This window comes from Formosa sp. S-31, assembly GCF_051172795.1.
In the GTDB taxonomy this organism is placed as follows: Bacteria; Bacteroidota; Bacteroidia; order Flavobacteriales; family Flavobacteriaceae; genus Formosa.
On the sequence record NZ_JAENDK010000008.1, the window covers coordinates 254547 to 273961 of the forward strand.

General features: G+C 36.1%; 21 protein-coding genes. 4 read left to right on the forward strand and 17 right to left on the reverse strand.

What is annotated here, in order from left to right:
* Position 1: 1 nt before the first annotated feature.
* The 4 genes from I3217_RS10735 to I3217_RS10750 all read right to left on the reverse strand — a co-directional run bounded on the left by I3217_RS10735 (position 2) and on the right by I3217_RS10750 (position 5071).
* A complete protein-coding gene (locus I3217_RS10735; RefSeq protein WP_435050304.1) occupies positions 2-1249 on the reverse strand; it encodes an NAD(P)/FAD-dependent oxidoreductase in 1248 nt (415 codons plus the stop codon).
* 15 nt (positions 1250-1264) lie between these two features.
* Positions 1265-2275, reverse strand: coding sequence for a 4-hydroxyproline epimerase (locus I3217_RS10740; RefSeq protein WP_435049758.1), 1011 nt, complete (start codon positions 2273-2275; stop codon positions 1265-1267).
* Between the two features lie 3 nt (positions 2276-2278).
* Positions 2279-3859, reverse strand: a complete 1581-nt coding sequence (locus tag I3217_RS10745; RefSeq protein ID WP_435049759.1) for an aldehyde dehydrogenase (NADP(+)) — start codon at positions 3857-3859, stop codon at positions 2279-2281.
* A 285-nt stretch (positions 3860-4144) separates the two neighbouring features.
* Positions 4145-5071, reverse strand: a complete 927-nt coding sequence (locus I3217_RS10750) for a dihydrodipicolinate synthase family protein (protein WP_435049760.1) — start codon at positions 5069-5071, stop codon at positions 4145-4147.
* Positions 5072-5223: 152 nt separating this feature from the next.
* On the opposite strand from I3217_RS10750, the gene I3217_RS10755 reads away from it, so the two are divergent.
* Positions 5224-6066, forward strand: a complete 843-nt coding sequence (locus tag I3217_RS10755) for an AraC family transcriptional regulator (protein WP_435049761.1) — start codon at positions 5224-5226, stop codon at positions 6064-6066.
* Here I3217_RS10755 and I3217_RS10760 read toward each other — a convergent pair whose 3' ends face one another.
* The 7 genes from I3217_RS10760 to I3217_RS10790 all read right to left on the reverse strand — a co-directional run bounded on the left by I3217_RS10760 (position 6067) and on the right by I3217_RS10790 (position 10946).
* Complete coding sequence (locus I3217_RS10760; protein WP_435049762.1) at positions 6067-6891, reverse strand: hypothetical protein; 825 nt, start codon at positions 6889-6891, stop codon at positions 6067-6069.
* 156 nt (positions 6892-7047) lie between these two features.
* Complete coding sequence (locus tag I3217_RS10765) at positions 7048-7413, reverse strand: MmcQ/YjbR family DNA-binding protein (protein ID WP_435050305.1); 366 nt, start codon at positions 7411-7413, stop codon at positions 7048-7050.
* Positions 7413-7775 carry a DUF4260 domain-containing protein gene (locus I3217_RS10770; RefSeq protein WP_435049763.1) on the reverse strand — a complete coding sequence of 121 codons (363 nt, stop codon included), beginning with the start codon at positions 7773-7775 and terminating at the stop codon, positions 7413-7415. Before I3217_RS10770 ends, I3217_RS10765 begins: the two co-directional genes overlap by 1 nt.
* A 16-nt stretch (positions 7776-7791) precedes the next feature.
* On the reverse strand, positions 7792-8544 hold the full coding sequence (locus I3217_RS10775; RefSeq protein ID WP_435049764.1) for a cyclase family protein: 753 nt from the start codon (positions 8542-8544) through the stop codon (positions 7792-7794).
* 12 nt (positions 8545-8556) lie between these two features.
* Positions 8557-9681 carry a radical SAM family heme chaperone HemW gene (gene hemW, locus I3217_RS10780; RefSeq protein ID WP_435049765.1) on the reverse strand — a complete coding sequence of 375 codons (1125 nt, stop codon included), beginning with the start codon at positions 9679-9681 and terminating at the stop codon, positions 8557-8559.
* 42 nt (positions 9682-9723) lie between these two features.
* Positions 9724-10278: a crossover junction endodeoxyribonuclease RuvC gene (ruvC, locus tag I3217_RS10785; protein WP_435049766.1), complete on the reverse strand. Its 555-nt coding sequence runs from the start codon at positions 10276-10278 to the stop codon at positions 9724-9726.
* Positions 10278-10946, reverse strand: coding sequence for an outer membrane beta-barrel protein (locus I3217_RS10790; RefSeq protein WP_435049767.1), 669 nt, complete (start codon positions 10944-10946; stop codon positions 10278-10280). Before I3217_RS10790 ends, ruvC begins: the two co-directional genes overlap by 1 nt.
* Before the next feature lie 81 nt (positions 10947-11027).
* Here I3217_RS10790 and I3217_RS10795 point away from each other — a divergent pair, with 81 nt between their 5' ends.
* Entirely contained in the window at positions 11028-11945 is a 918-nt protein-coding gene (locus tag I3217_RS10795; RefSeq protein WP_435049768.1) for a hypothetical protein, read from the forward strand.
* Between the two features lie 4 nt (positions 11946-11949).
* Positions 11950-13077, forward strand: a complete 1128-nt coding sequence (locus I3217_RS10800) for a glycosyltransferase family 2 protein (protein WP_435049769.1) — start codon at positions 11950-11952, stop codon at positions 13075-13077.
* A 3-nt stretch (positions 13078-13080) separates the two neighbouring features.
* Here the strand turns inward: I3217_RS10800 and I3217_RS10805 are convergent, their stop codons facing one another.
* The 3 genes from I3217_RS10805 to I3217_RS10815 form a co-directional block, all read right to left on the reverse strand.
* The gene (locus I3217_RS10805) at positions 13081-13557 is read right to left on the reverse strand and encodes a hypothetical protein (RefSeq protein WP_435049770.1); all 477 of its coding nucleotides are present in this window, start codon (positions 13555-13557) and stop codon (positions 13081-13083) included.
* A gap of 165 nt (positions 13558-13722) precedes the next feature.
* A complete protein-coding gene (locus tag I3217_RS10810; protein ID WP_435049771.1) occupies positions 13723-15150 on the reverse strand; it encodes a M56 family metallopeptidase in 1428 nt (475 codons plus the stop codon).
* Positions 15151-15152: 2 nt separating this feature from the next.
* Entirely contained in the window at positions 15153-15512 is a 360-nt protein-coding gene (locus tag I3217_RS10815; protein ID WP_435049772.1) for a BlaI/MecI/CopY family transcriptional regulator, read from the reverse strand.
* A 121-nt stretch (positions 15513-15633) separates the two neighbouring features.
* Here I3217_RS10815 and I3217_RS10820 point away from each other — a divergent pair, with 121 nt between their 5' ends.
* Positions 15634-16143 (forward strand): DUF456 domain-containing protein, encoded by a 510-nt coding sequence (locus tag I3217_RS10820; protein WP_435049773.1) that lies wholly within the window; start codon positions 15634-15636, stop codon positions 16141-16143.
* A gap of 217 nt (positions 16144-16360) precedes the next feature.
* Here the strand turns inward: I3217_RS10820 and I3217_RS10825 are convergent, their stop codons facing one another.
* From I3217_RS10825 to I3217_RS10835, 3 genes are all read right to left on the reverse strand, one after another.
* The gene (locus I3217_RS10825; RefSeq protein ID WP_435049774.1) at positions 16361-17035 is read right to left on the reverse strand and encodes a DNA-binding response regulator; all 675 of its coding nucleotides are present in this window, start codon (positions 17033-17035) and stop codon (positions 16361-16363) included.
* Positions 17036-17046: 11 nt separating this feature from the next.
* The gene (locus I3217_RS10830; RefSeq protein WP_435049775.1) at positions 17047-18801 is read right to left on the reverse strand and encodes a tetratricopeptide repeat-containing sensor histidine kinase; all 1755 of its coding nucleotides are present in this window, start codon (positions 18799-18801) and stop codon (positions 17047-17049) included.
* A gap of 356 nt (positions 18802-19157) precedes the next feature.
* Entirely contained in the window at positions 19158-19310 is a 153-nt protein-coding gene (locus I3217_RS10835) for a hypothetical protein (protein WP_435049776.1), read from the reverse strand.
* Positions 19311-19415: the final 105 nt, after the last annotated feature.

A 19415-nucleotide genomic window follows, 5' to 3' on the forward strand; every position in this document is an offset into this window, starting at 1 on the left:
GTTAAAATGTTCGATCCGGATGAAATGCATCCAGATTTAAAGTTGTTTTTTTCTCTGAAATTAATTCTGAAACCAGCTTTCCTGTCGCCGGCCCCAGGCTCCAGCCCATCATAGCATGTCCCGTAGCAATAGTTAAATTATTACAAACCTTAGACTTACCTATATATGGCAAACCATCGGGTGTACACGGACGCAAACCACAGTCGGCAGCAGCCATTTCTTTAGCATCAATTTCAATGCCATTATAATACGAGGCAGCCGCATTGGCAATAGCCTGTACCCGTTTCGGATTAATTTCATGATTAATACCTCCCAGCTCCATAGTTCCAGCAAATCGTGTAAACCCTTGCATTGGTGTAACTGCCACCTTGGCTTCAACCAAAATAGCAGGCATAGTAATTCCTGTAGGACGTTCTACGTTTATACGATACCCCTTTCCAGCCTGTACTGGAATTTTAAGTCCGAGTTTTTTAGTTAACAACGGACTCCAGGAGCCTGCAGCCAATACGACCTCATCGGCTTGTAATTCGCGTTTATCTGTTTTCACCGTAGAAATTCTTTTATTTTCCAAGCCAATATCCTGAACTGTTTCATTGGTGTAAAATGTAACACCATTCTGCTTTAAATAATTCAGCATAGCCGGCATAAACTCGCCCGGGGTCATATGCGCATCACTTTCATAATATACTGCACCTGCAATATTAACATCAACATTGGGTTCGTATTGCTTAACTTCCTGCTTTGTTAAATGACTTACGGTTAAACCTTCCTGAATTCCGCGAAGTCCAACCTCCCACTCTTCCTCTCCTGCTTTTTCGGTTTTATAAAACATGAGCAGGCCTTTATGGTCGTAATGAAAATTGAATTCGGAAGACGATTTAATCGATTCATATAAATCGCGCCCCAGCAAATTAATATCCTTTATTACAGGAATTGCCTTTTCTACTTTAGCTGCGGTTGCCGATTTATTAAAGGCCCAGGTCCATTGTAAAAAATCCTTATCAAGCCTCGGTTTCACATAAAACGGACTCGTCGAATTAAACATCCACTTTAAACCTTTTGAAATCATGCCCGGAGCAGCCAAGGGAATAAAATGACTTGGCGTGATATACCCCGCATTAACAAAGGATGCACCGCTACTAATATCCGATTTATCGATTACCGTAACCTGATGTCCTTCTTTAAGCAAATAATAGGCTGTACTCAATCCTATTATGCCTCCACCAATAACAATACAATTTTTCAACAGCTTTTAATTTTGAAATTAGATAACCTGAAATCCGTGTGCATACGGATCGTCCTCATCGTCTATAATAATAGTATTATATCCATATACTTTTGCCCAGCCCTGAATACTAGGGACTATGGCGGTTTTCCCATCTAAGGTAGTCTCTTCTACAATACGACCAATAAATTTACTTCCGATAAAACTTTCGTGAATAAACTCCTCTCCTGGCTTTAATAATCCCTTGGCATGTAACTGCGCCATTCTGGCCGAAGTTCCTGTACCGCAAGGCGAACGATCTATCGCCTTATCGCCATAAAACACTGCATTTCTACCGGACGACGTTGGGTCGATAGGGTTTCCTGTCCATAGCATATGCGACACATCCCTGATCGTATCGTTTTCAGGATGAATAAACATATCCGGATATTTATCGTTGATACGTTTTCTCACTTCCTGTGAATACTGAATAATTTTACTGGCTGAAAACGCATGTACCCCTTCAAAATTATCCTGAGGATCTACAATGGCATAATAATTACCTCCATAAGCCACATCAAAAGTCAACTCACCTAATTCCGGGCAATCTATAGTTAACCCTTCGGCAGCAAGATAACTTTTCACATTTGTTAAACGTACCCAATCTACCTTTTTACCGGTTTGCTGATATTCAATTTTAACCAGACCAGCAGGAGCTTCCATTAAGACCTTCCCCGGCACTTTTGGCGTAATTAAACCTTCTTCTATTGCTATGGTAATTGTACCTATAGTACCATGACCACACATGGGCAGACATCCCGAAGTTTCAATAAATAAAATTGAAAAATCATTAGCTGGATCATGAGGGGGGAATAATACACTCCCGCTCATCATGTCATGTCCTCGAGGTTCGAACATTAAGCCTTTACGAATCCAATCGTATTCTTTAAGGAAATGCTGACGCTTTTCACTCATAGTATTCCCAATTAAATTGGGACCTCCACCTGCCACGACACGCACCGGATTCCCGCAAGTATGCGCATCGACACAAAAAAAGGTTTTTCTCGCCATATATTAAATTTTATCTCGTGTTTCAACCCCGTTAACCAAACGTAGCACCCCTAACGGATTTGCATCCTGAAGTGCTTCCGGCAATAAATTTTCCGGCCAGTCCTGATAACTAAACGGACGAACCCAACGCTTAATAGACTGCGTCCCTACAGCTGTAAATCGGCTATCTGTAGATGCAGGATAAGGCCCGCCATGCACCATTGCCGGACACACTTCTACTCCTGTTGGAACACCGTTAAATATAATCCGTCCTACACGATTCTGAACAGCATTTACAATTTCAGGACAAGTTTCAGCTTCACCCTCGGCAGCTAATAAAGTACCTGTTAACTGCCCTTCCAGTTTATAAATTATATGTTCCAGCTCCTCCAGACTTTCGCATTGCACAACCATAGAAAACGGCCCGAATAATTCCTGATGTAACGTTGTGTTCTCTAAAAATGTAGCACCATCTACAGTAATCACCGTTTGTTGTGCATAATTTGGTTTTACATCACCCTCATAGTTTGCAACAACAGTAATAGCTTCCTGTTGTAAAGCACGATCTTTATTTTTATCGTACGCTCCTTTAATATTTGGGTGCAACATACAAGACGGAGCAATTTCTACTATTTCCTTTGCCAGAACATCTACAAACTGAGTTAAGGCGTCGCTTTTTACACCAAATAACAACCCCGGGTTTGTACAAAATTGACCTGTTCCTAAAGTTATAGAACTCGCATAGGTTTTCGCCCAGGCTTCACTTTTTTCTTCTAAAGCTTTAGGAAGCATGACAACAGGATTTACACTTCCCATTTCGGCGAATACAGGAATTGGTTCTTCGCGTTGCCCAGCTAAATCGTACAACGCTCGCCCGCCTCGAATACTTCCTGTAAACCCTACTGCTTTAACTCCGGGATGACTTACAAGTTGCTGACCGACTTCTATACCACTACTGTTTATATTAGAAAACACACCATCTGGCATATTTGTCTTTTTAGCTGCTTTAATGACTGCTGATGCAATAAGCTCTCCTGTTCCGGCATGCATAGGATGCGATTTTACAATTACCGGACAACCTGCTGCTAATGCTGCTGCTGTATCCCCTCCTGCCGTTGAATATGCTAACGGAAAATTACTCGCACCAAATACAACTACCGGTCCTAAACCTATATTCATTTTTCTTAAATCCGGTTTTGGCATAGGTTCTCTTGCTGGCTGCGCAGTATCTATCGTAGCTTCTACCCAGGAGCCTTCTGTAACCAGATTTGCAAAAGCTCTTAACTGACCTACTGTTCTTCCACGCTCTCCCATAGCTCTGCCTTCCGGAAGACCAGATTCTTTGCAATACGTTTCTACTAAAGTTTCCAGAGCCATAATCTCGTCTGCAATGGCATTTAAAAATGCTGCTTTATCCGTACCAGACGTTTTTGAGAACGTTTTAAACGCCTCTGTAGCCAGAGCAACAGCCTGATTTATTTCTTCGGAAGTCGCTTCGGTAAATACGTCCTCGTTTTCGACATTGGTTTGCGGATTAAAGGTTTTGTATGTTTTTGTCCCGTTTGCGGATGGCGTAAAGCCAATAAAATTTTTTCCTGTAATCATTTTTTGATTCTGTTTTTAAAACAATCTATAGCATTCAATGGCAGCTTATTTAAGATTGTTTTCTAATTTAAATGTCATGTTCCTAAAAACACGTGTTATCTAACCTTTTCAAATGCGCAGGTTATAACGAAGAAGTCATTGCCGCTAAAAATAGCATGACAATGACTTGAAATTGAATTCATGTACCGGTTTTACCGATCATGTTTTCACATATGAGAAGGAACAATTTTACACTATTGTTTTATTAATAATAAGCATTACTACAGTAAGCCTAGTTTCCTTTAATTACACTAAAGCATTTAAATTTTTATAGTCCGGTAATGTCGGACGCGTCTTTAATGCAGTCTCAATAATATTTAAAACATGCTCGCGCTCTGCACCTGCCAATGGCAAACGTGGAGCACGCACATTTTCTGTACCAATACCTGTAGCAACTTCTGCCAATTTAATATTTTGTACCAGTTTCGGGCTAATATCCAGTTCTAATAATGGCATAAACCAACGATAAATTTCTAAGGCTTCCTGAATACGCCCTGCTTTTTGAAGTTCGTAAATCGCAACTGTTTCTTTAGGGAAAGCACATACCAAACCTGCTACCCAACCTTCGGCTCCTAATAACAAACTTTCTAAAGCCAAAGTATCGACCCCGGTCATTATTTTTAAACGATCTCCAAATCGATTTTTTATTCTGGTGATATTTGTAGTATCTCGTGTTGACTCTTTTACAGCCTGAATATTTTCGCATTCCAACATTTCGGCAAACATATCCTGAGTCACCTCAATTTTATAATCTACAGGGTTATTATAAACCATAATTGGCAAAGACGTACTTTTAGCCACAGCCTTATAATAAGCCACGGTTTCTACATCGCAGGCTTTGTAACGCATAGGAGGTAACATCATTAATCCGGACGCACCATCTTCTTCTGCTTTTTGAGCCGCTAAAATTGCACCTTTTGTACTTTGCTCGGCTACGTTAATAAATACAGGCACTTGCCCCTTTACGATATCTACAGTTGTAGTTGTTAAAGCTCGTTTTTCTTCATCAATTAAAGTACTTGCCTCTCCCAGCGTTCCTCCAAGTACGATACCATGAACTCCTGCCTCCAGCTGAGCCTTAATATTAACTTCGAACATTTTAAAATCAAGTTCGTCATTATCTGTAAATTTAGTTGTAACTGCAGGCATAATGCCCTTCCATTGAATACTCATATCACTTTTATTTTTGTTCCTGTAAAAGTATATTATAAATCGAATGAGAGATTATTGGTTTTTATCCATAATTGATACTATATTGTCCAACAAACAAAAAACTGATTAAAAATCGAATATTATAAGCAAAAACCAGTCATAAACACGTCCTTATGAAAGTTTTACCTTTTAAAATACCAAAACCAGAGCAGGATAGCCTTGTATTTCAGGAAGATTTAGATTTGCTGTTTTACGACAAACTACACCAGCATGAAGAAATACAGCTCAGTTTAATTGTTTCCGGCGAAGGCTCTCTTATTGTTGGAGATACCGTTAACAACTACAAAGCCGGCGATATTTTAGTTATTGGAAGCAATGTACCCCACGTTTTTAAAAGCGATGCCCAGCATGAAACACCATCGCACATGCTCACTTTGTTTTTCACTAAATCCTCATTTGGCTCGCATTTTTTTGAACTGGAAGAATTAAGTGAACTTGAACTCTTTTTTAACCGGGCATCTCATGGCTTTAAAGTCACCTCTCATAAAGAATCTATGACTGAGGCGTTTTTAAACCTGCATAAAGCCAGTAAACTGGAACGCTTTATTACCTTATTACAACTATTACGAACCACTACACTAGCGAGCTACACGAGCTTATCTTCCTTTATATATGAAAAAAAATACACCGACAATGAAGGAAAACGCATGCGAGATGTTTTTGAATACACCATGACGCATTTTGAGGAAGACATTTCTCTGGAGACTATTGCCGAAGTTGCCGTTATGACGAAAAATGCATTTTGCAAATACTTTAAAAAACGTACCAACAAAACTTATTTTCAGTTTTTAAATGAATTACGTATTGAACATGCCTGTAAGTTAATTTCCAAATCGAACGACCTTTCCATATCGGAAATTGCTTACCAGTCTGGTTTTAAAAATATTTCCAATTTTAACAGACAGTTTAAAACTGTAAAGGGTCTAAGTCCAAGTCAGTTTAAGAAAACCGGGTAATTATTTGGAAAACTCTGGCACAACAACATATAATTTATCTCCATGTTGTCCAGAAAAAAAGGCACGGTATTCATCCTGAATTCTATTGCGTTCAGCTTCATCGGGCCAGGCCTGAGAAATTAATTCATCATTCCGTAGTAACATTCTCTCGTAATCACTAAAAGAACGGATGTAAAACGCCTCTACAAATTCTGTGTTATCAGATCCCCAGGCGTGCACATTGCCATAATACCCTTTTATAAATTCATTTTTATTGAATACATTTTCCAGAAATAACTTTTGATACTGCTGAAAGGATTCGTCTGGCCCATTGCCGCTTTTAGAAAAATGCCAGGTTCTTAAATACATAAACATTTCTCTGTTTACAGTTGCATATTCCGACACCGGTTTTATCTGCGGTAAAGTGCGATAAATTTCATCGGCATGATAGGCTGTATAATATTTAGAAATATTCCCTAAAACTTCCTTTCGCTTTTGCTCCAAAGGCCAGGCTTCCTCTTCAAGTTCCTTATTTCTATCATTAGCTTTATTAATATCCTCCCAGGAATCGTAAGAATTAATTAAAACCAGCTCGCTGCTGTCATCGGAAAACCGATGTATATAAAAGGTAGAGGATCTTAAAAATTCATTTTTACTGGTCACATTATCAAAATATTCCTTTTCTACCCTTTTCCAACCATCTATATCCAGTTTTCCATTTTCAAAATCCCAATGAAGATAGGTTACGGTTACAAATTTCGGGGCTCCCTTTTTGGCAATCTGCCCGGAGAGTAAAAAAGAAGATCCAATACAAATAATAGTAAGTAGACGTTTTAGCATTTTCATAGTGCACAGAATTAAAATTAAAAAGCAGGATTTCGTTCAATTTAAATGGCAGTAACCCTATTAAATTGTATTAATTTCAGTTCTATGAGGGAAGTCAATTACACTTCTAATGTAGATAAATTTTATCAGAATTAGTAACTGATTAACATATACTTATCATTTATTCAATGATTCCCGTAGTTTTACGGGGAGACTGTTAAACACCAACTGATAGGAATTATCTATCATTTTTAAAACCAGATCTAAATTTAAATCCCCCTGATTTAAATTCACGGTATTCCAATGCGTCTTATTCATATGGTAACCGGGTTTAATACTGGCGTAATCCGCTCTTAGATTTTCTGCCTCTACGGGATCACATTTTAAATTAACAGCCGGCTTGCCTTCTTCCCAACTTTTTAAAGAGGTAAGCAAAAACATTTTACCGAGAACCTTAAATACCAAGGTATCATTATCAAAAGGAAAATGTTCGGTTACACCTTTCTTCTGTTCACAATACTCGTACAATTGTTCAATATTTATCATGACTTAGACCGTTTACCTATTTTTCCTAAATGTGTATGATAGAAACTTTCGTTATATTTTAAACCATAGCCCAGCATACGATCGAAAGCAGCATGCCCAAACATAACAAGTCCTAATAATTGCAGCCATTCCAAATTATAAATTTCACCGAATATAAAAGCCATAACGGCAATTCCTTTATGATGTAACACATTATAACACCAGGCACCTACTTTATTATTAATAACATACCCTACAAAACCCATATCGGGAATCAAAAACAGCACTGTAAACCACCACCAGGCAAAATCTAATCTAGAAAATAAAAACACAGATAATAACAACATTCCAAATTCTTCAAGTTTTAAAAGTGTTTTCATACCGTTACGCTTTTGATTACTCCTCAATTGGCTCGTATAAAACTGGTTTACTCGGGACTGCATCATTCTCGAAAGACACAATTTGCAGATTCAGAATATAAGTACCATCCTTAACTGCATTGGGCACATAAATCAACTCTGTAATAGTCGCATTAAGCCTTAACTTTCCTTTGGTATTCCAGAAGGCATTATGTGCAAGTAATTCTCCATTATCCTTTTCTTTATCAACACTTGGCAAATCTATTAATAAATGTTCTACTCCCTTTTCCTTCAAATATTCTGCTGCATCTTCCAGAAGGTATGGCGGATTAGTGTGAGAATACTGCTTATTTAATTTCTCCAAAGTATTCGGAATGGTACGAATAACTACCGCCTTTCTTTTTTTATTTCCCAGAGCAAACTGCAATTGCTTTTTAGAAATAACAAAATCGTCTTCCTGTTTTTCCATAGCTACAGTAATGACTTCTGCTAAAAAGAAAAACCGTGTTAAATGCTTATTTATGGAATAAAAATCCTCTGTAATATGCCCCACACATTCAGTATGCGTACCATGAGCATGAGGATTAAACATAATATTATTAAAATTAACACTGGAACCTTCGCTTACTTTCGCCACCCATTTCCCCTGCTTTACCGGTTCTATTTTTGGAGCTTCTAGATACCAGGCATTTACATTATCCTTTGATGCTCTTAATGGCATGGAAATATCTAAAGGCTGATTTAAATCGATTTTATATCTTTTTGAATTAGTTTGAATTGTTGCAATCATGAAACGAAGGATTTATAACATAAACAGATGAGATGCAATGCCATCGCTTAAAAATTTACCTTTAGTGGTAACTTTTATGTTTTCATCTTCAATATACAATAATTCCTGCTGAAAATATTTATCAGACTGTTCTAAAATATAGTTTTTATATGCCATTCCAAATTCCGATGCTATCGTGTTTAACGACACACCCCAAACGGTACGCAAGCCTGTCATAACATATTCGTTATATCTGTCCTGAAGTGTTAACACTTCCTCTTCTTTTGGTAAAACACCAGCCTGTATCGACTTAATATACCTGGCATTATTTGCTATATTCCAACTTCTTGCTGTCCCATTATACGAATGCGCCGACGGCCCAATACCTATATATTTTTTCCCTTGCCAGTAGGCCGAATTATTCTTACTAAAATACCCCGATTTACCAAAATTGGACAATTCGTAATGTATAAATTCCGCATTCTGCAAAATATCTATCAGCATATGAAATTGCTCCTGAGCCATGGCCTCGTCTACATCTTCAATTTTACCTTTTCTGATAAAATTTTCAAGAGCTGTTTTAGGCTCGACTGTTAGTGCATAACTGGAAATATGCGGAATATTAAAATCAAGAACCGTTTGTATATTGGATTTCCATTGCTCGTGCGTTGCTCCCGGAATCCCATAAATTAAGTCGACAGAAATATTATCGAAATACTGCGTTGCAATTTTCAAACAGGTTTTGGCCTCCTCGGCATTATGAGCCCGATTCATCAACTTTAAATCAGCTTCAAAAAAAGACTGAATCCCTATACTTAAACGGTTTACCGGACTTTTTAAAAGCGAAATTATTTTCTCTTCAGACAAGTCATCTGGATTTGCTTCCAGCGTAATTTCAGGGTTTTCAGTCACTTTATAGTACCTGTAAACTGCCGCGATAATGGCATTTATTTCTTCTAAAGTCAATAAACTAGGGGTCCCGCCTCCAAAATAAATAGTGTTTACTATTTCATTTTCAAATTCCTCTTGCCGGATTTCCAGCTCAGAAATTAAAGCTTCTATTAGTTCTTCCTTCTTTTTTAAACTTGTCGAAAAATGAAAGTCGCAATAATAGCATGCCTGCTTACAAAACGGGATATGAATATAAATACCAGACATGATACTTGAAATTATTTACTAAACAACAATAACTAAACCGTGTTATTTCTTAACTCTGGCCTCATTTTGCTTTACGAAACTCGCCCAGCCCGAGTAACTTTTCCCAACCTCAACACGGCCCTCATTATAAAAATGACAAACAGCTGCCGCAAGTCCATCGGTGGCATCTAAATTTTTAGGTAAACTTTTTAATTTAAGAAGACTCTGCAACATTTTAGCGACCTGCTCTTTACTGGCATTACCATTGCCCGTAATAGCCATCTTAATCTTTTTAGGCGAATACTCTGTTATAGGCACTTCTCGGGACAATCCTGCCGCCATAGCAACCCCCTGAGCCCGGCCTAATTTTAGCATACTCTGAACATTTTTGCCAAAAAAAGGTGCTTCAATAGCTATTTCATCAGGATGATGTGTTTCTATGAGTTCTATGGTACGCTCGAAAATGAGTTTAAGTTTTAAATAATGATCGTCGTATTTTTTCAGATCCAATTCATTTAACTGCAAGAAAGACATGCTTTTTCCAACAACTTTTATTAACCCGAACCCCATAATCGTAGTCCCGGGGTCAATACCCAAAATAATACGTTCCTTAACCATTAATTACAAAAATAACAACCGCTCAAAGATAAGGAAACCCCAACAGTAAATGTAAAGATGCTGCCATTAAAAGCGCCCAAACCGGTTTCCGGAGCAGTATAGTCGTCGGGATTTGAGAATCCGTAAACAAAAGCCAGATCGGCAAATACTTTAGCATTTCTGCTTAACTCATAAAGTACTTCGGTACCAATCATTGCATTAAGATAGTTCTGATCGTTTCCTTTTAAAGTTCCTAAAGGTTTTGCCTTAGTATAGCCAGGTCCGGCATGCGCCACAAAAGAGACCTCTTCTGGGAACAGATTTATCAAGTATGAATAATCGTAAGCGACCTGTGCATTAATTCGTGTGTAATTTATTTTAAAATCGGGCACATCTTTAGCATTGGCCAGCCTATTGAACCCAAGATCCAATTTTGCTCCCCACCGGTTAGTGAACATATATTGCGCTCCGACATTGATAGTCGGAAAATTTATAGCATGAGCCTGAATATCTGTTAGCAAATTAGCATCCGGCTGAGGAAATCCATTTTCAAACGCATGATTAAGTCCAAAAGCCAGCTGAAATCGTAAAGCATCTTCCTCCTTTTGCGCTGATACCGTTTGAACACAAATTAATAACAGTAAAACTAAAACACATTTATAGTATTGAATATTAAAATCTGGAGCCATCGTATTATTTAATAAAAAGGGTTATTTTGCAGCATGCACACTAAGGTACTTTCTTACAAATCTAATCAATTCTTAATTTTGATGCTTAAGATAAGTATTATTAGTTGTAGTTTTTATGTTATTTATTCTAACCTAAAACAAAATCCTGCATTACATTTTAAACAGACATTAACAATACTGTTTCCTAACTCCTTTACAACGTTTATATGGCTCGCTTTAATATGTCTCTTTTCTGTATTTAACTGGGGTCTTGAAATTTTCAAATGGAAAACACTGGCAAAAACCATTAAGGCAACATCTTTTACCACTGCGGCAAAAGAAGTTCTTAGTTCGCATACCACAGCACTTTTTACTCCAAACAGAATTGGAGAATACGGAGCTAAAGCCTTATTTTATTTCTCCAAAGAAAGAGCCAAGATTATGACTTTAAATGCCATTGGTAACTTAAACCAAATGGCCGTGACTATTTGTTTTGGTAGTATTGGACTACTCTATTTCATCTCTCAATTCCCCATAGAACTGAACTTCATTTCTTCCCCCACGAACCTCTTTTTCATAGGAATTCTAGGTGTTGGATTCTTTTTTTTAATGTTTAAGTATCCGCAATTTTATAAAGGATTTACTGTAAAACTAAAAACACATCTAAACAGTCTTTCAAGTAACTTATTATTAAAAATATTTGGAATTTCTGCTTTGCGTTATTTCGTATTCTCTACTCAGTTTTACCTTGTATTACAATGGTTTCAAGTCGAGATAAGTTATATTCATTATATAACGACTATTTCCAGCATGTATCTTCTAGCGTCTATTTTACCGGGGCTTTTAATTTTTGATGTTGTTTTAAAAGGTGGTATTGCCGTATATTTATTCTCCTTTTATCATGTTAGCGACGCCACAATTTTAAGCACTACATTTATATTATGGATTTTCAATACGGTATTTCCCTGTCTTATCGGGGCTGTTTTTGTGCTTAACTACAAACTACCAGAAACTACTTAATATTATGGAAACAGGGAGTTATTTGATTATAACAGCATACTCCTGCCTAATAGGCGGGCTGTTTTACGGATGTTTCAAAATTCCGAAATTTCAGTCCACTTCCTCTCCGCCTAAATCAAAATTTTCTATTGTAATACCATTTAGAAACGAGGCCTTACATCTCCCGGATTTACTGGATTCCATACAGCGTTTAAAATATCCGGAAAGCCACTTTGAAATCCTGTTAATTAATGATGACTCTTCCGATAACTCTGAAACCATAATACATCAATTCATTGCAAAATATGGAAACTCAAACGTCAGGTTGCTTCAAAATGAACGTTACTCTAATTCGCCAAAAAAAGACGCGATTCAAACAGCTATTAGCATTGCACAATACGATTGGATTTTAACTACAGATGCCGATTGTATTGTACCCGAATTATGGCTACAGACTTTAAATGATTTTATAGCAATATGCAACCCGAACATGATAGTTGGCCCGGTAACCTACATTTCAAAAAACGGTTTCCTGAATCAATTTCAGTGGTTTGACATGATGAGTTTGCAAGGAGCTACGCTTGGGGGTTTTGGCATTAAACAGCCTTTTTTATGCAATGGTGCTAATTTAGCGTATAAAAAAGAGGTCTTTCTACAAGTCGACGGCTTTAAACACAACAATAATATAGCTAGTGGGGACGATATTTTCCTACTCGAAAAAACACTGCAACGTTACCCGGATTCGGTATTCTATTTAAAATCTTCTGAAGCCATTGTAAAAACATACGCACAGCCTAGTCTGTCAGCTTTATTAAATCAGAGAAAGCGCTGGGCGGCCAAAACCAATGCCTACCAAAACCCGTTTAGTAAATTTGTTGGATTACTTGTAATTAGTACCAACATGTTATTAATAAGTTTAATGCTGTTAATATTTTTCGATACGATTCCAGTTACTTTAGGCTTAAAATGTTTCGTCGTAAAAGCAACTGTAGACTTTCTTTTAATTTACAAAAGCGCTTCATTTTTCAAACAAAAATCGCGTTTAAACACCTACCTTTTCGCCGCACTGGTTTACCCTGTTTTTTGTTGCTGGGTGGCCTGTGCTTCCATGATGACTAACTACACCTGGAAAGGCAGAACTTTTGCGAAATAGAGCTTAGTTCACTTTAATTATTATAGGAAGTGTAAATTCGGAATTCACCTTTTGCCCGCGTTTAATTGCTGGTTCTATAACAGGTAAACTGTCTAAACTGGCATAAACCAAATCTTTAATGTTAGGAATCTCTGCCTGAGTAATCGAATCGGCTTTAAATTGAAGCACGCTAAGAATTCCGGCGTCAGAAATTTTAAATTGAATAAGCAAGGTATCCAGGACATCGTGATTTACAATAATGCGTTCATCCTGCAGATACGTTAATATCGCTGAAGATAAGGTCTGCTCGAAACACTGTTTACGATCCTGCTGGGTTTTCGTTCCTTCGCAGGACAAAAAGGTTGGATATTCATCAACTTCATCCCATTTAAACGATTGCAGCTCTTCCTGCAAAATGGTTTCTGAAGATATTTTTTTCACCTTTAAATCGTCGCAGGCGCTAACAACTATTAAAATAAGAATAAGAAATAACTGCCTCATAGTCTAAGATGAAAATCGAAAATACAACATTTTTAGTACTTAACATATTTCCGAATATTTTTCTTGATTGAAATCGGTTAAAATCGTTTTTTTCAGGTAATAGATAACTGAAAACACAAAAGCCGAAGTATAAACTTCGGCTTTTGTCACTTTTTGTTAACAGGCCTATTCGGCAACCTGAAATACTATAGGTAATGCATATGGCACAGTAACCACTTTTCCTTTTTGTTGTCCTGGTTCCATTTTAGGTAACATACTTATTACACGAATAGCTTCTGCTTCTAAGGCCTTATGCTCTGCCTTAGCAGTAACACCTACAATTTCTCCTTTACTATTAATTTTAAAAAGAACATTTATACGCTGACGGCCTTTTATGCCTAATTCGGAAGCCAAACCTGTATTAAAATTCTGTCCGATAAAACGCGATATATTGTCTGACATACATTTCTTTTGCTCTGCCTGGGGCACGCCTTCACACCCCGGATAAACCGGAATTTTTTCTACAACTCCAAAAGGCACTTCAACATCTGAAACTACATCTTGTAAATCTGGATTATCAAACCCATTTGGAGTCACTAAAACCATAAGCGATCTTAAGGCTGCATCTTCTTCATCTGACACATAGCCCTTAGCTGCTATAGACTCCTTCAAAATTTCTATATTTTGAAGCACGTCAGATCGATCTTCCTGAACTGCTACTCCTCCAGCCGTTGTATCACTATCTTTATCGCAAGACGTGTAAAATAACATTCCCAATACTACAGGAATAACTAAAACATACTTAAAAGCATAAACTTGTTTTGATTTTGTTTTTGTTAACATAATGATTCGTTTTTTGATTAATGATTGTTTAAAAAATGGATTGATGAATGAAATATGATTGACATCGAAAACCTGACTTAACAGATTTTGATAATATGACGCTTTATCCTGTTGTTTGATAACGGTTGCATCGGCAATAAATTCGTGAAGCGCTACCGCTCTGTTTTGATACAAATACACTAAAGGATTATACCAAAACACAATACGAAGCATCTCGAAAAACAACAAATCTAAGCTGTGTTTATGTTTTATATGCACACACTCATGCATTAAAATAGTTTGATATTGATTAGCAGTAATCTGATCGCCCAGAAACACATAATTAAAAAATGAATATGCTGCCGTGCTTTGTTTCATAGTAATAATTGTATACCCGTTTACACGATGTTTTTCCGATTGAACTATAGCTCTTATTAACTTAAATAGTTTCAATAAAAACAAAACAGCCGCAACGCTTATACCGGCATACACTATAAATTCCCAGGTCCAGAATGTAGTTTCGGACGAAATAAAAACCGCTGGCAAGAATTCGGTTTTCAACTGTACTTGCTCCGGATGAATAATTACCTCGGGAAGCTTTACTACATACTGTTTAGGCACAATTTCCTTAAATGCCTCTATCTGTATTAAAGGTAAAATAAGAGAAGCTAAGGGTGTTACTAACAAATAAAACCGATTCCAGTTAAAAAAGGTTTCTCGTTTTAAAAAGACATCGTAAACCAGTAGAAAAAACAGCTGAAACACCACCGTTTGTAAAATATAATGTACCATGGCTAATCGTTTTTTTGAATATCTTTAAGCACAGCTTCCATATCTTTTAAACTGATATCATTTTCCTTAACAAAAAACGACACTAAACTCTTAAAAGAGCCTTGAAAATAATTATTCACCAAGGCGTTTAACGATTGATTACTGTAGTCCTGCTTCGTTACTTTAGGAAAATAAACATGGCCTTTACCTTGCTTTTCATAATCTACAAATCCTTTACTTTCTAAAATTCTAACTATGGTCGACACAGTATTATAGGCGGGTTTCGGCTCCGGTAATTCTTCTATAATATGTTTTACATTAGCCTGCTCCAATTTCCAAAGCACCTGCATAATTTCTTCTTCTGCTTTAGTTAACGCTTTCATTCAACTAAGTTTTTAGTTTAACAATATATCAAATATAACTAAACTTTTAGTTCAAACTAATTTTTTAGTTAAAAAATAAAAACTTATTTGTGTAACTTCGTGAAAACAACTTAAAAAAACCATGGATATCGCCTTACTTCTACTCGGATTTGTATTTATGCTTATTGGCATTTTAGGAAGCGTTTTACCTGTTTTACCCGGCCCCCCAATTAGCTGGCTTGGCTTACTACTCTTATATTTTACGAAAGCCGTCCCAAACGACTGGTGGTTTTTAGGCATTACCTTTTGCATAGCACTTGGCGTTTTTATCCTCGATTATGCTATTCCTGCCATGGGGACCAAACGTTTTGGCGGCAGTAAAGCCGGAGTTATTGGCACAACTACAGGTTTAATTATATCCATTCTGTTCCCCCTTCTTGGTTTTTTCGGCATTATAATCTGGCCGTTTGTTGGCGCATTTATAGGAGAATTAATAAACAAAACCCATCATAAAGCTGCGGCAAAAGCAGCATTCGGTTCGTTTTTAGGCTTTATAACCGGCACCTTCTTAAAATTTATTATAACCGTAATTTATTTAGGATTATTTGTAAGAATATTCTGGAAGTTTAAAAACGGATTCAGCGTCTTTTAAAATTACAAAACCTCATAACGGGAGTTATGAGGTTTTAAATTGTAAGTTGCTATTATCAACAATTAATTCCGAGGGATAATGGATTAATATTTTAAAATAATGTCGTTGATACTGTTTCAAAGATAAGTTGCCTAAACCACTTTTTGCTGCGGGAAAACCGTAAATTTTAAGTTTTTTAAACTTTTTTTGAATTTTAATATTAATCCCCCCCTATAGTTTAGATAAACCCCAGTGTTCTGGCCTCATGAAGCAAGGTTTCATCCTGTCCGTCATCAACTGCAAACAAGACTTTTAACTGCTTTTTTCGCTTTTCTACAGCACTTAAAGATAAATCCACATGCTCTGCTAAATTTTTGGTCTTTATACCCTGGGATAACAGATATAATATTTTTCGGTTTTTATCGTCTAAATAAATATCACTAACTACGGTCTGCTTTAAATAACTGCTCACCGTACCACTATAAAACGGCGGATTGTTAAGAACGGCCTGAAAGGCACTGGCTAATTCACTTGAGGTTAAATCGCTTTTAATTAAAAATCCTTCCGGTTTAATCTGCTCCACTATATTATGTATTCTGTAGGTTTCATTAAACATAGTAAGAATAACAATTTTGGCATCTGGCAATATTTTACGGGCGTGCATCGCAAGATCCTCTCCACTATTAAATTTACCGTCGCCAGATGGTGGCATTTTAATATCTATAAACAAAACATTGTACGGATCGTTAGCCGAAAGACTGGACTCCATTGCCGCTATGGACTGATCGCAATTATTTGCAGTGTCAATTTTAAGTTCCTGCTCGGGCTTTTTAGTAGATAACAAAGTATTCTGATAACCTTCAATAATCATAGGATGATCGTCGGTCATTAAAATTTTAATTCGTTTTGTCATGTGTAAGGCTTTTAGTTAAGTATTGGGGTATTAATTATTAGGGTTGTTCCGGATTGCTTTTCTGATTCTACTTTTAAATCGCCATTAATTTCCTGAACTCTGGATTTCATATTCTTAAGGCCAATGCCTTTTTTCGATTTTGCTATGTCAAAACCTAAACCATTATCGGAGATTTTCAGGCAAATATTTTCGTCTTCAATATAAAATTTTATATCCACATGAGTGGCTTGCGCATGCTTAAATACGTTTTGAAGTGCCTCCTGGATAATGCGATAGAAATGAATTTTTGTTTTATTGGAAATTTCATCCCAGTTAATATTATCGTCATATTTTAAATCGCTTGTAATATTATAAGCTGCAGACTGCTTTTCGATTAAGGTTCTTACAATATCAATATATCCAGAATTTGAAATAAAATCGATATTTAGATCATGAGACACTTTTCGAATATCCTGTTCGATTAATTTCAGTTCGTCCAGATAAGCACTTCGTGTTTTAATAGCTTCATCTGATGTGCTAAAGTTAAGACTATCCAGACTCAACCGCGTACCAAACAATCGACTTAAAATGCCATCGTGTAACTCTTCGGAAATACGTCTTTTTTCCAGAGTTCTGGCTTCATCTATTTTGTCCTGTTGCGAAAGCATTAAATTATAAATCTCCTCGTTTGCTTGTTGTTGCTGTTGTTTAAATTGTAGTGACTTATTTTTGTTACGCTGACTTACAATTACCCACAATAAAAATATAGTAACCAGTAATCCGGCAGACAAAATCATAAATACAGAGCGCTCCTTAGAAATCTTTTTATTTTTTAATTCGATTTCTTTGGTCTCATAACGAATTCTGGCAAACTTATTTCTTACTGCCCGTTCACTCTTTTGAAGACTATCGTTTAAATGGATATAATCCTTATAAAAATTAACTGCAACACTATCACTTTCAATTTTAGACAATAATAAAAGTGATTTTAACAAGTCGTCGTTGTGATACTGTTCTGAAATATCCTTTGCGCGATAGGCGTAATATTTTGCAGAATCTTTCTGTTGCTTGTCATTATAGAATTCGGCCAAATGCTGATTAATAATAATCGAGTTATAAGAAGCTCCTATACTGTCACAGACTTTTAAAGCGCGTAAATACAATTTAGGAAGCTGATCTTCCTGACCTTCAAGATATAAGGCATTTGCATAATTATCGAGCACTAAGGCATAAAATGAAGGCTCTTCTTTTAACAAGTTTTTATTACTTAAAATATTCTGGTAATAACTTAAAGCTATTTTATACTCACCAGAGTTTTTATAGGCCGAACCAAGATTGTTTATCGAATTATTAATTGTTTTAACATTGCTTCCCTTTAAAGTTCTTTTAATTGAAAGAGATTTTTCGTGATAATTTACAGCATCTCCATATTCTTCCAATTGATCAAAAATAAGCCCCAAGTTATTATAAAAATAAGCCTTTTTCCTTAAAACGTTATCATTTGATTGTAGTGAATCCAATAGCTTAATACCCGCTATGGAAGACACTTCACTTCCTATAAAATCCTTTTCATTTTTTTGAATTATAGCAATATTCAATAAAGTAACAGCCGTATTAAAATTATCCTGTAAAGCTCTGTAAATTTTTTCTGCTTTATGATAGTAATGGTAAGAGCTATCAGAAGATCTGTAGTAATAAAAATTAGCTATATCACTGTAAACGTCGGCTAAAGAAATAGAATCGTTAATTTGTTCTGCAAATAGTAAATTCTTTTTATTTGTTTCCAAAAACAATTCGTTTAACCCCCTTTCCTCAAAAAGCTTAGCTAAACTTATGTTACTTTTAAGATATAAGGAATCTACTTTTTTTTGCTGTGACAATTGGCTTGCCTGCTTAGCAAATAAAAACCTACTATCATAATCGTAGACCTCATTGTTAGCCGATTTATGAAGTAGGTTTTCTATGCTATCTATATATTTATTCTGAGAAATTACCTTAGTTATATTTACACTAAGACAAATCAAAAAACAAATAATAAGTTTAAGATTCACATTCAAGATTTAAAACATATCAGTCTTCTCAAATGTATTTATAATTTTTAATATATTATAATTAGTTGTTACTAATAAGCGAATGATTAATTTTATCTTTCATCTACAACTCCACCGGTATCATAAGATGCCTCAATACCATCCTGACCTAATAATACATCATCATCTTCTAAATCCTCTTTTACACAAGATGTTAATGAAGCAAATAATAAAGCAGCGAATAAAGTAATTTTAAAAGTTTTCATAAGGAGTATTTTTTAGTTTACAAATTAATTTTTGGATTATTAAAATTTCAAAAACTAAAAACAAGTGTAAATCAAAACACGGAAATAGCACTATGCTTTTAGTGC

Coding starts and splice junctions, on each gene's coding strand:
- I3217_RS10835 (WP_435049776.1), bottom strand. CDS start 19,310: ATGAAAACTTTTAAAATTACTTTATTCGCTGCTTTATTATTTGCTTCA.
- I3217_RS10750 (WP_435049760.1), bottom strand. CDS start 5,071: ATGAGTATTCAATGGAAGGGCATTATGCCTGCAGTTACAACTAAATTT.
- I3217_RS10795 (WP_435049768.1), top strand. CDS start 11,028: ATGCTTAAGATAAGTATTATTAGTTGTAGTTTTTATGTTATTTATTCT.
- I3217_RS10745 (WP_435049759.1), bottom strand. CDS start 3,859: ATGATTACAGGAAAAAATTTTATTGGCTTTACGCCATCCGCAAACGGG.
- I3217_RS10825 (WP_435049774.1), bottom strand. CDS start 17,035: ATGACAAAACGAATTAAAATTTTAATGACCGACGATCATCCTATGATT.
- I3217_RS10800 (WP_435049769.1), top strand. CDS start 11,950: ATGGAAACAGGGAGTTATTTGATTATAACAGCATACTCCTGCCTAATA.
- I3217_RS10805 (WP_435049770.1), bottom strand. CDS start 13,557: ATGAGGCAGTTATTTCTTATTCTTATTTTAATAGTTGTTAGCGCCTGC.
- I3217_RS10760 (WP_435049762.1), bottom strand. CDS start 6,891: ATGAAAATGCTAAAACGTCTACTTACTATTATTTGTATTGGATCTTCT.
- hemW (WP_435049765.1), bottom strand. CDS start 9,681: ATGTCTGGTATTTATATTCATATCCCGTTTTGTAAGCAGGCATGCTAT.
- I3217_RS10770 (WP_435049763.1), bottom strand. CDS start 7,775: ATGAAAACACTTTTAAAACTTGAAGAATTTGGAATGTTGTTATTATCT.
- I3217_RS10810 (WP_435049771.1), bottom strand. CDS start 15,150: ATGGTACATTATATTTTACAAACGGTGGTGTTTCAGCTGTTTTTTCTA.
- I3217_RS10740 (WP_435049758.1), bottom strand. CDS start 2,275: ATGGCGAGAAAAACCTTTTTTTGTGTCGATGCGCATACTTGCGGGAAT.
- I3217_RS10820 (WP_435049773.1), top strand. CDS start 15,634: ATGGATATCGCCTTACTTCTACTCGGATTTGTATTTATGCTTATTGGC.
- I3217_RS10815 (WP_435049772.1), bottom strand. CDS start 15,512: ATGAAAGCGTTAACTAAAGCAGAAGAAGAAATTATGCAGGTGCTTTGG.
- I3217_RS10790 (WP_435049767.1), bottom strand. CDS start 10,946: ATGGCTCCAGATTTTAATATTCAATACTATAAATGTGTTTTAGTTTTA.
- I3217_RS10755 (WP_435049761.1), top strand. CDS start 5,224: ATGAAAGTTTTACCTTTTAAAATACCAAAACCAGAGCAGGATAGCCTT.
- ruvC (WP_435049766.1), bottom strand. CDS start 10,278: ATGGTTAAGGAACGTATTATTTTGGGTATTGACCCCGGGACTACGATT.
- I3217_RS10775 (WP_435049764.1), bottom strand. CDS start 8,544: ATGATTGCAACAATTCAAACTAATTCAAAAAGATATAAAATCGATTTA.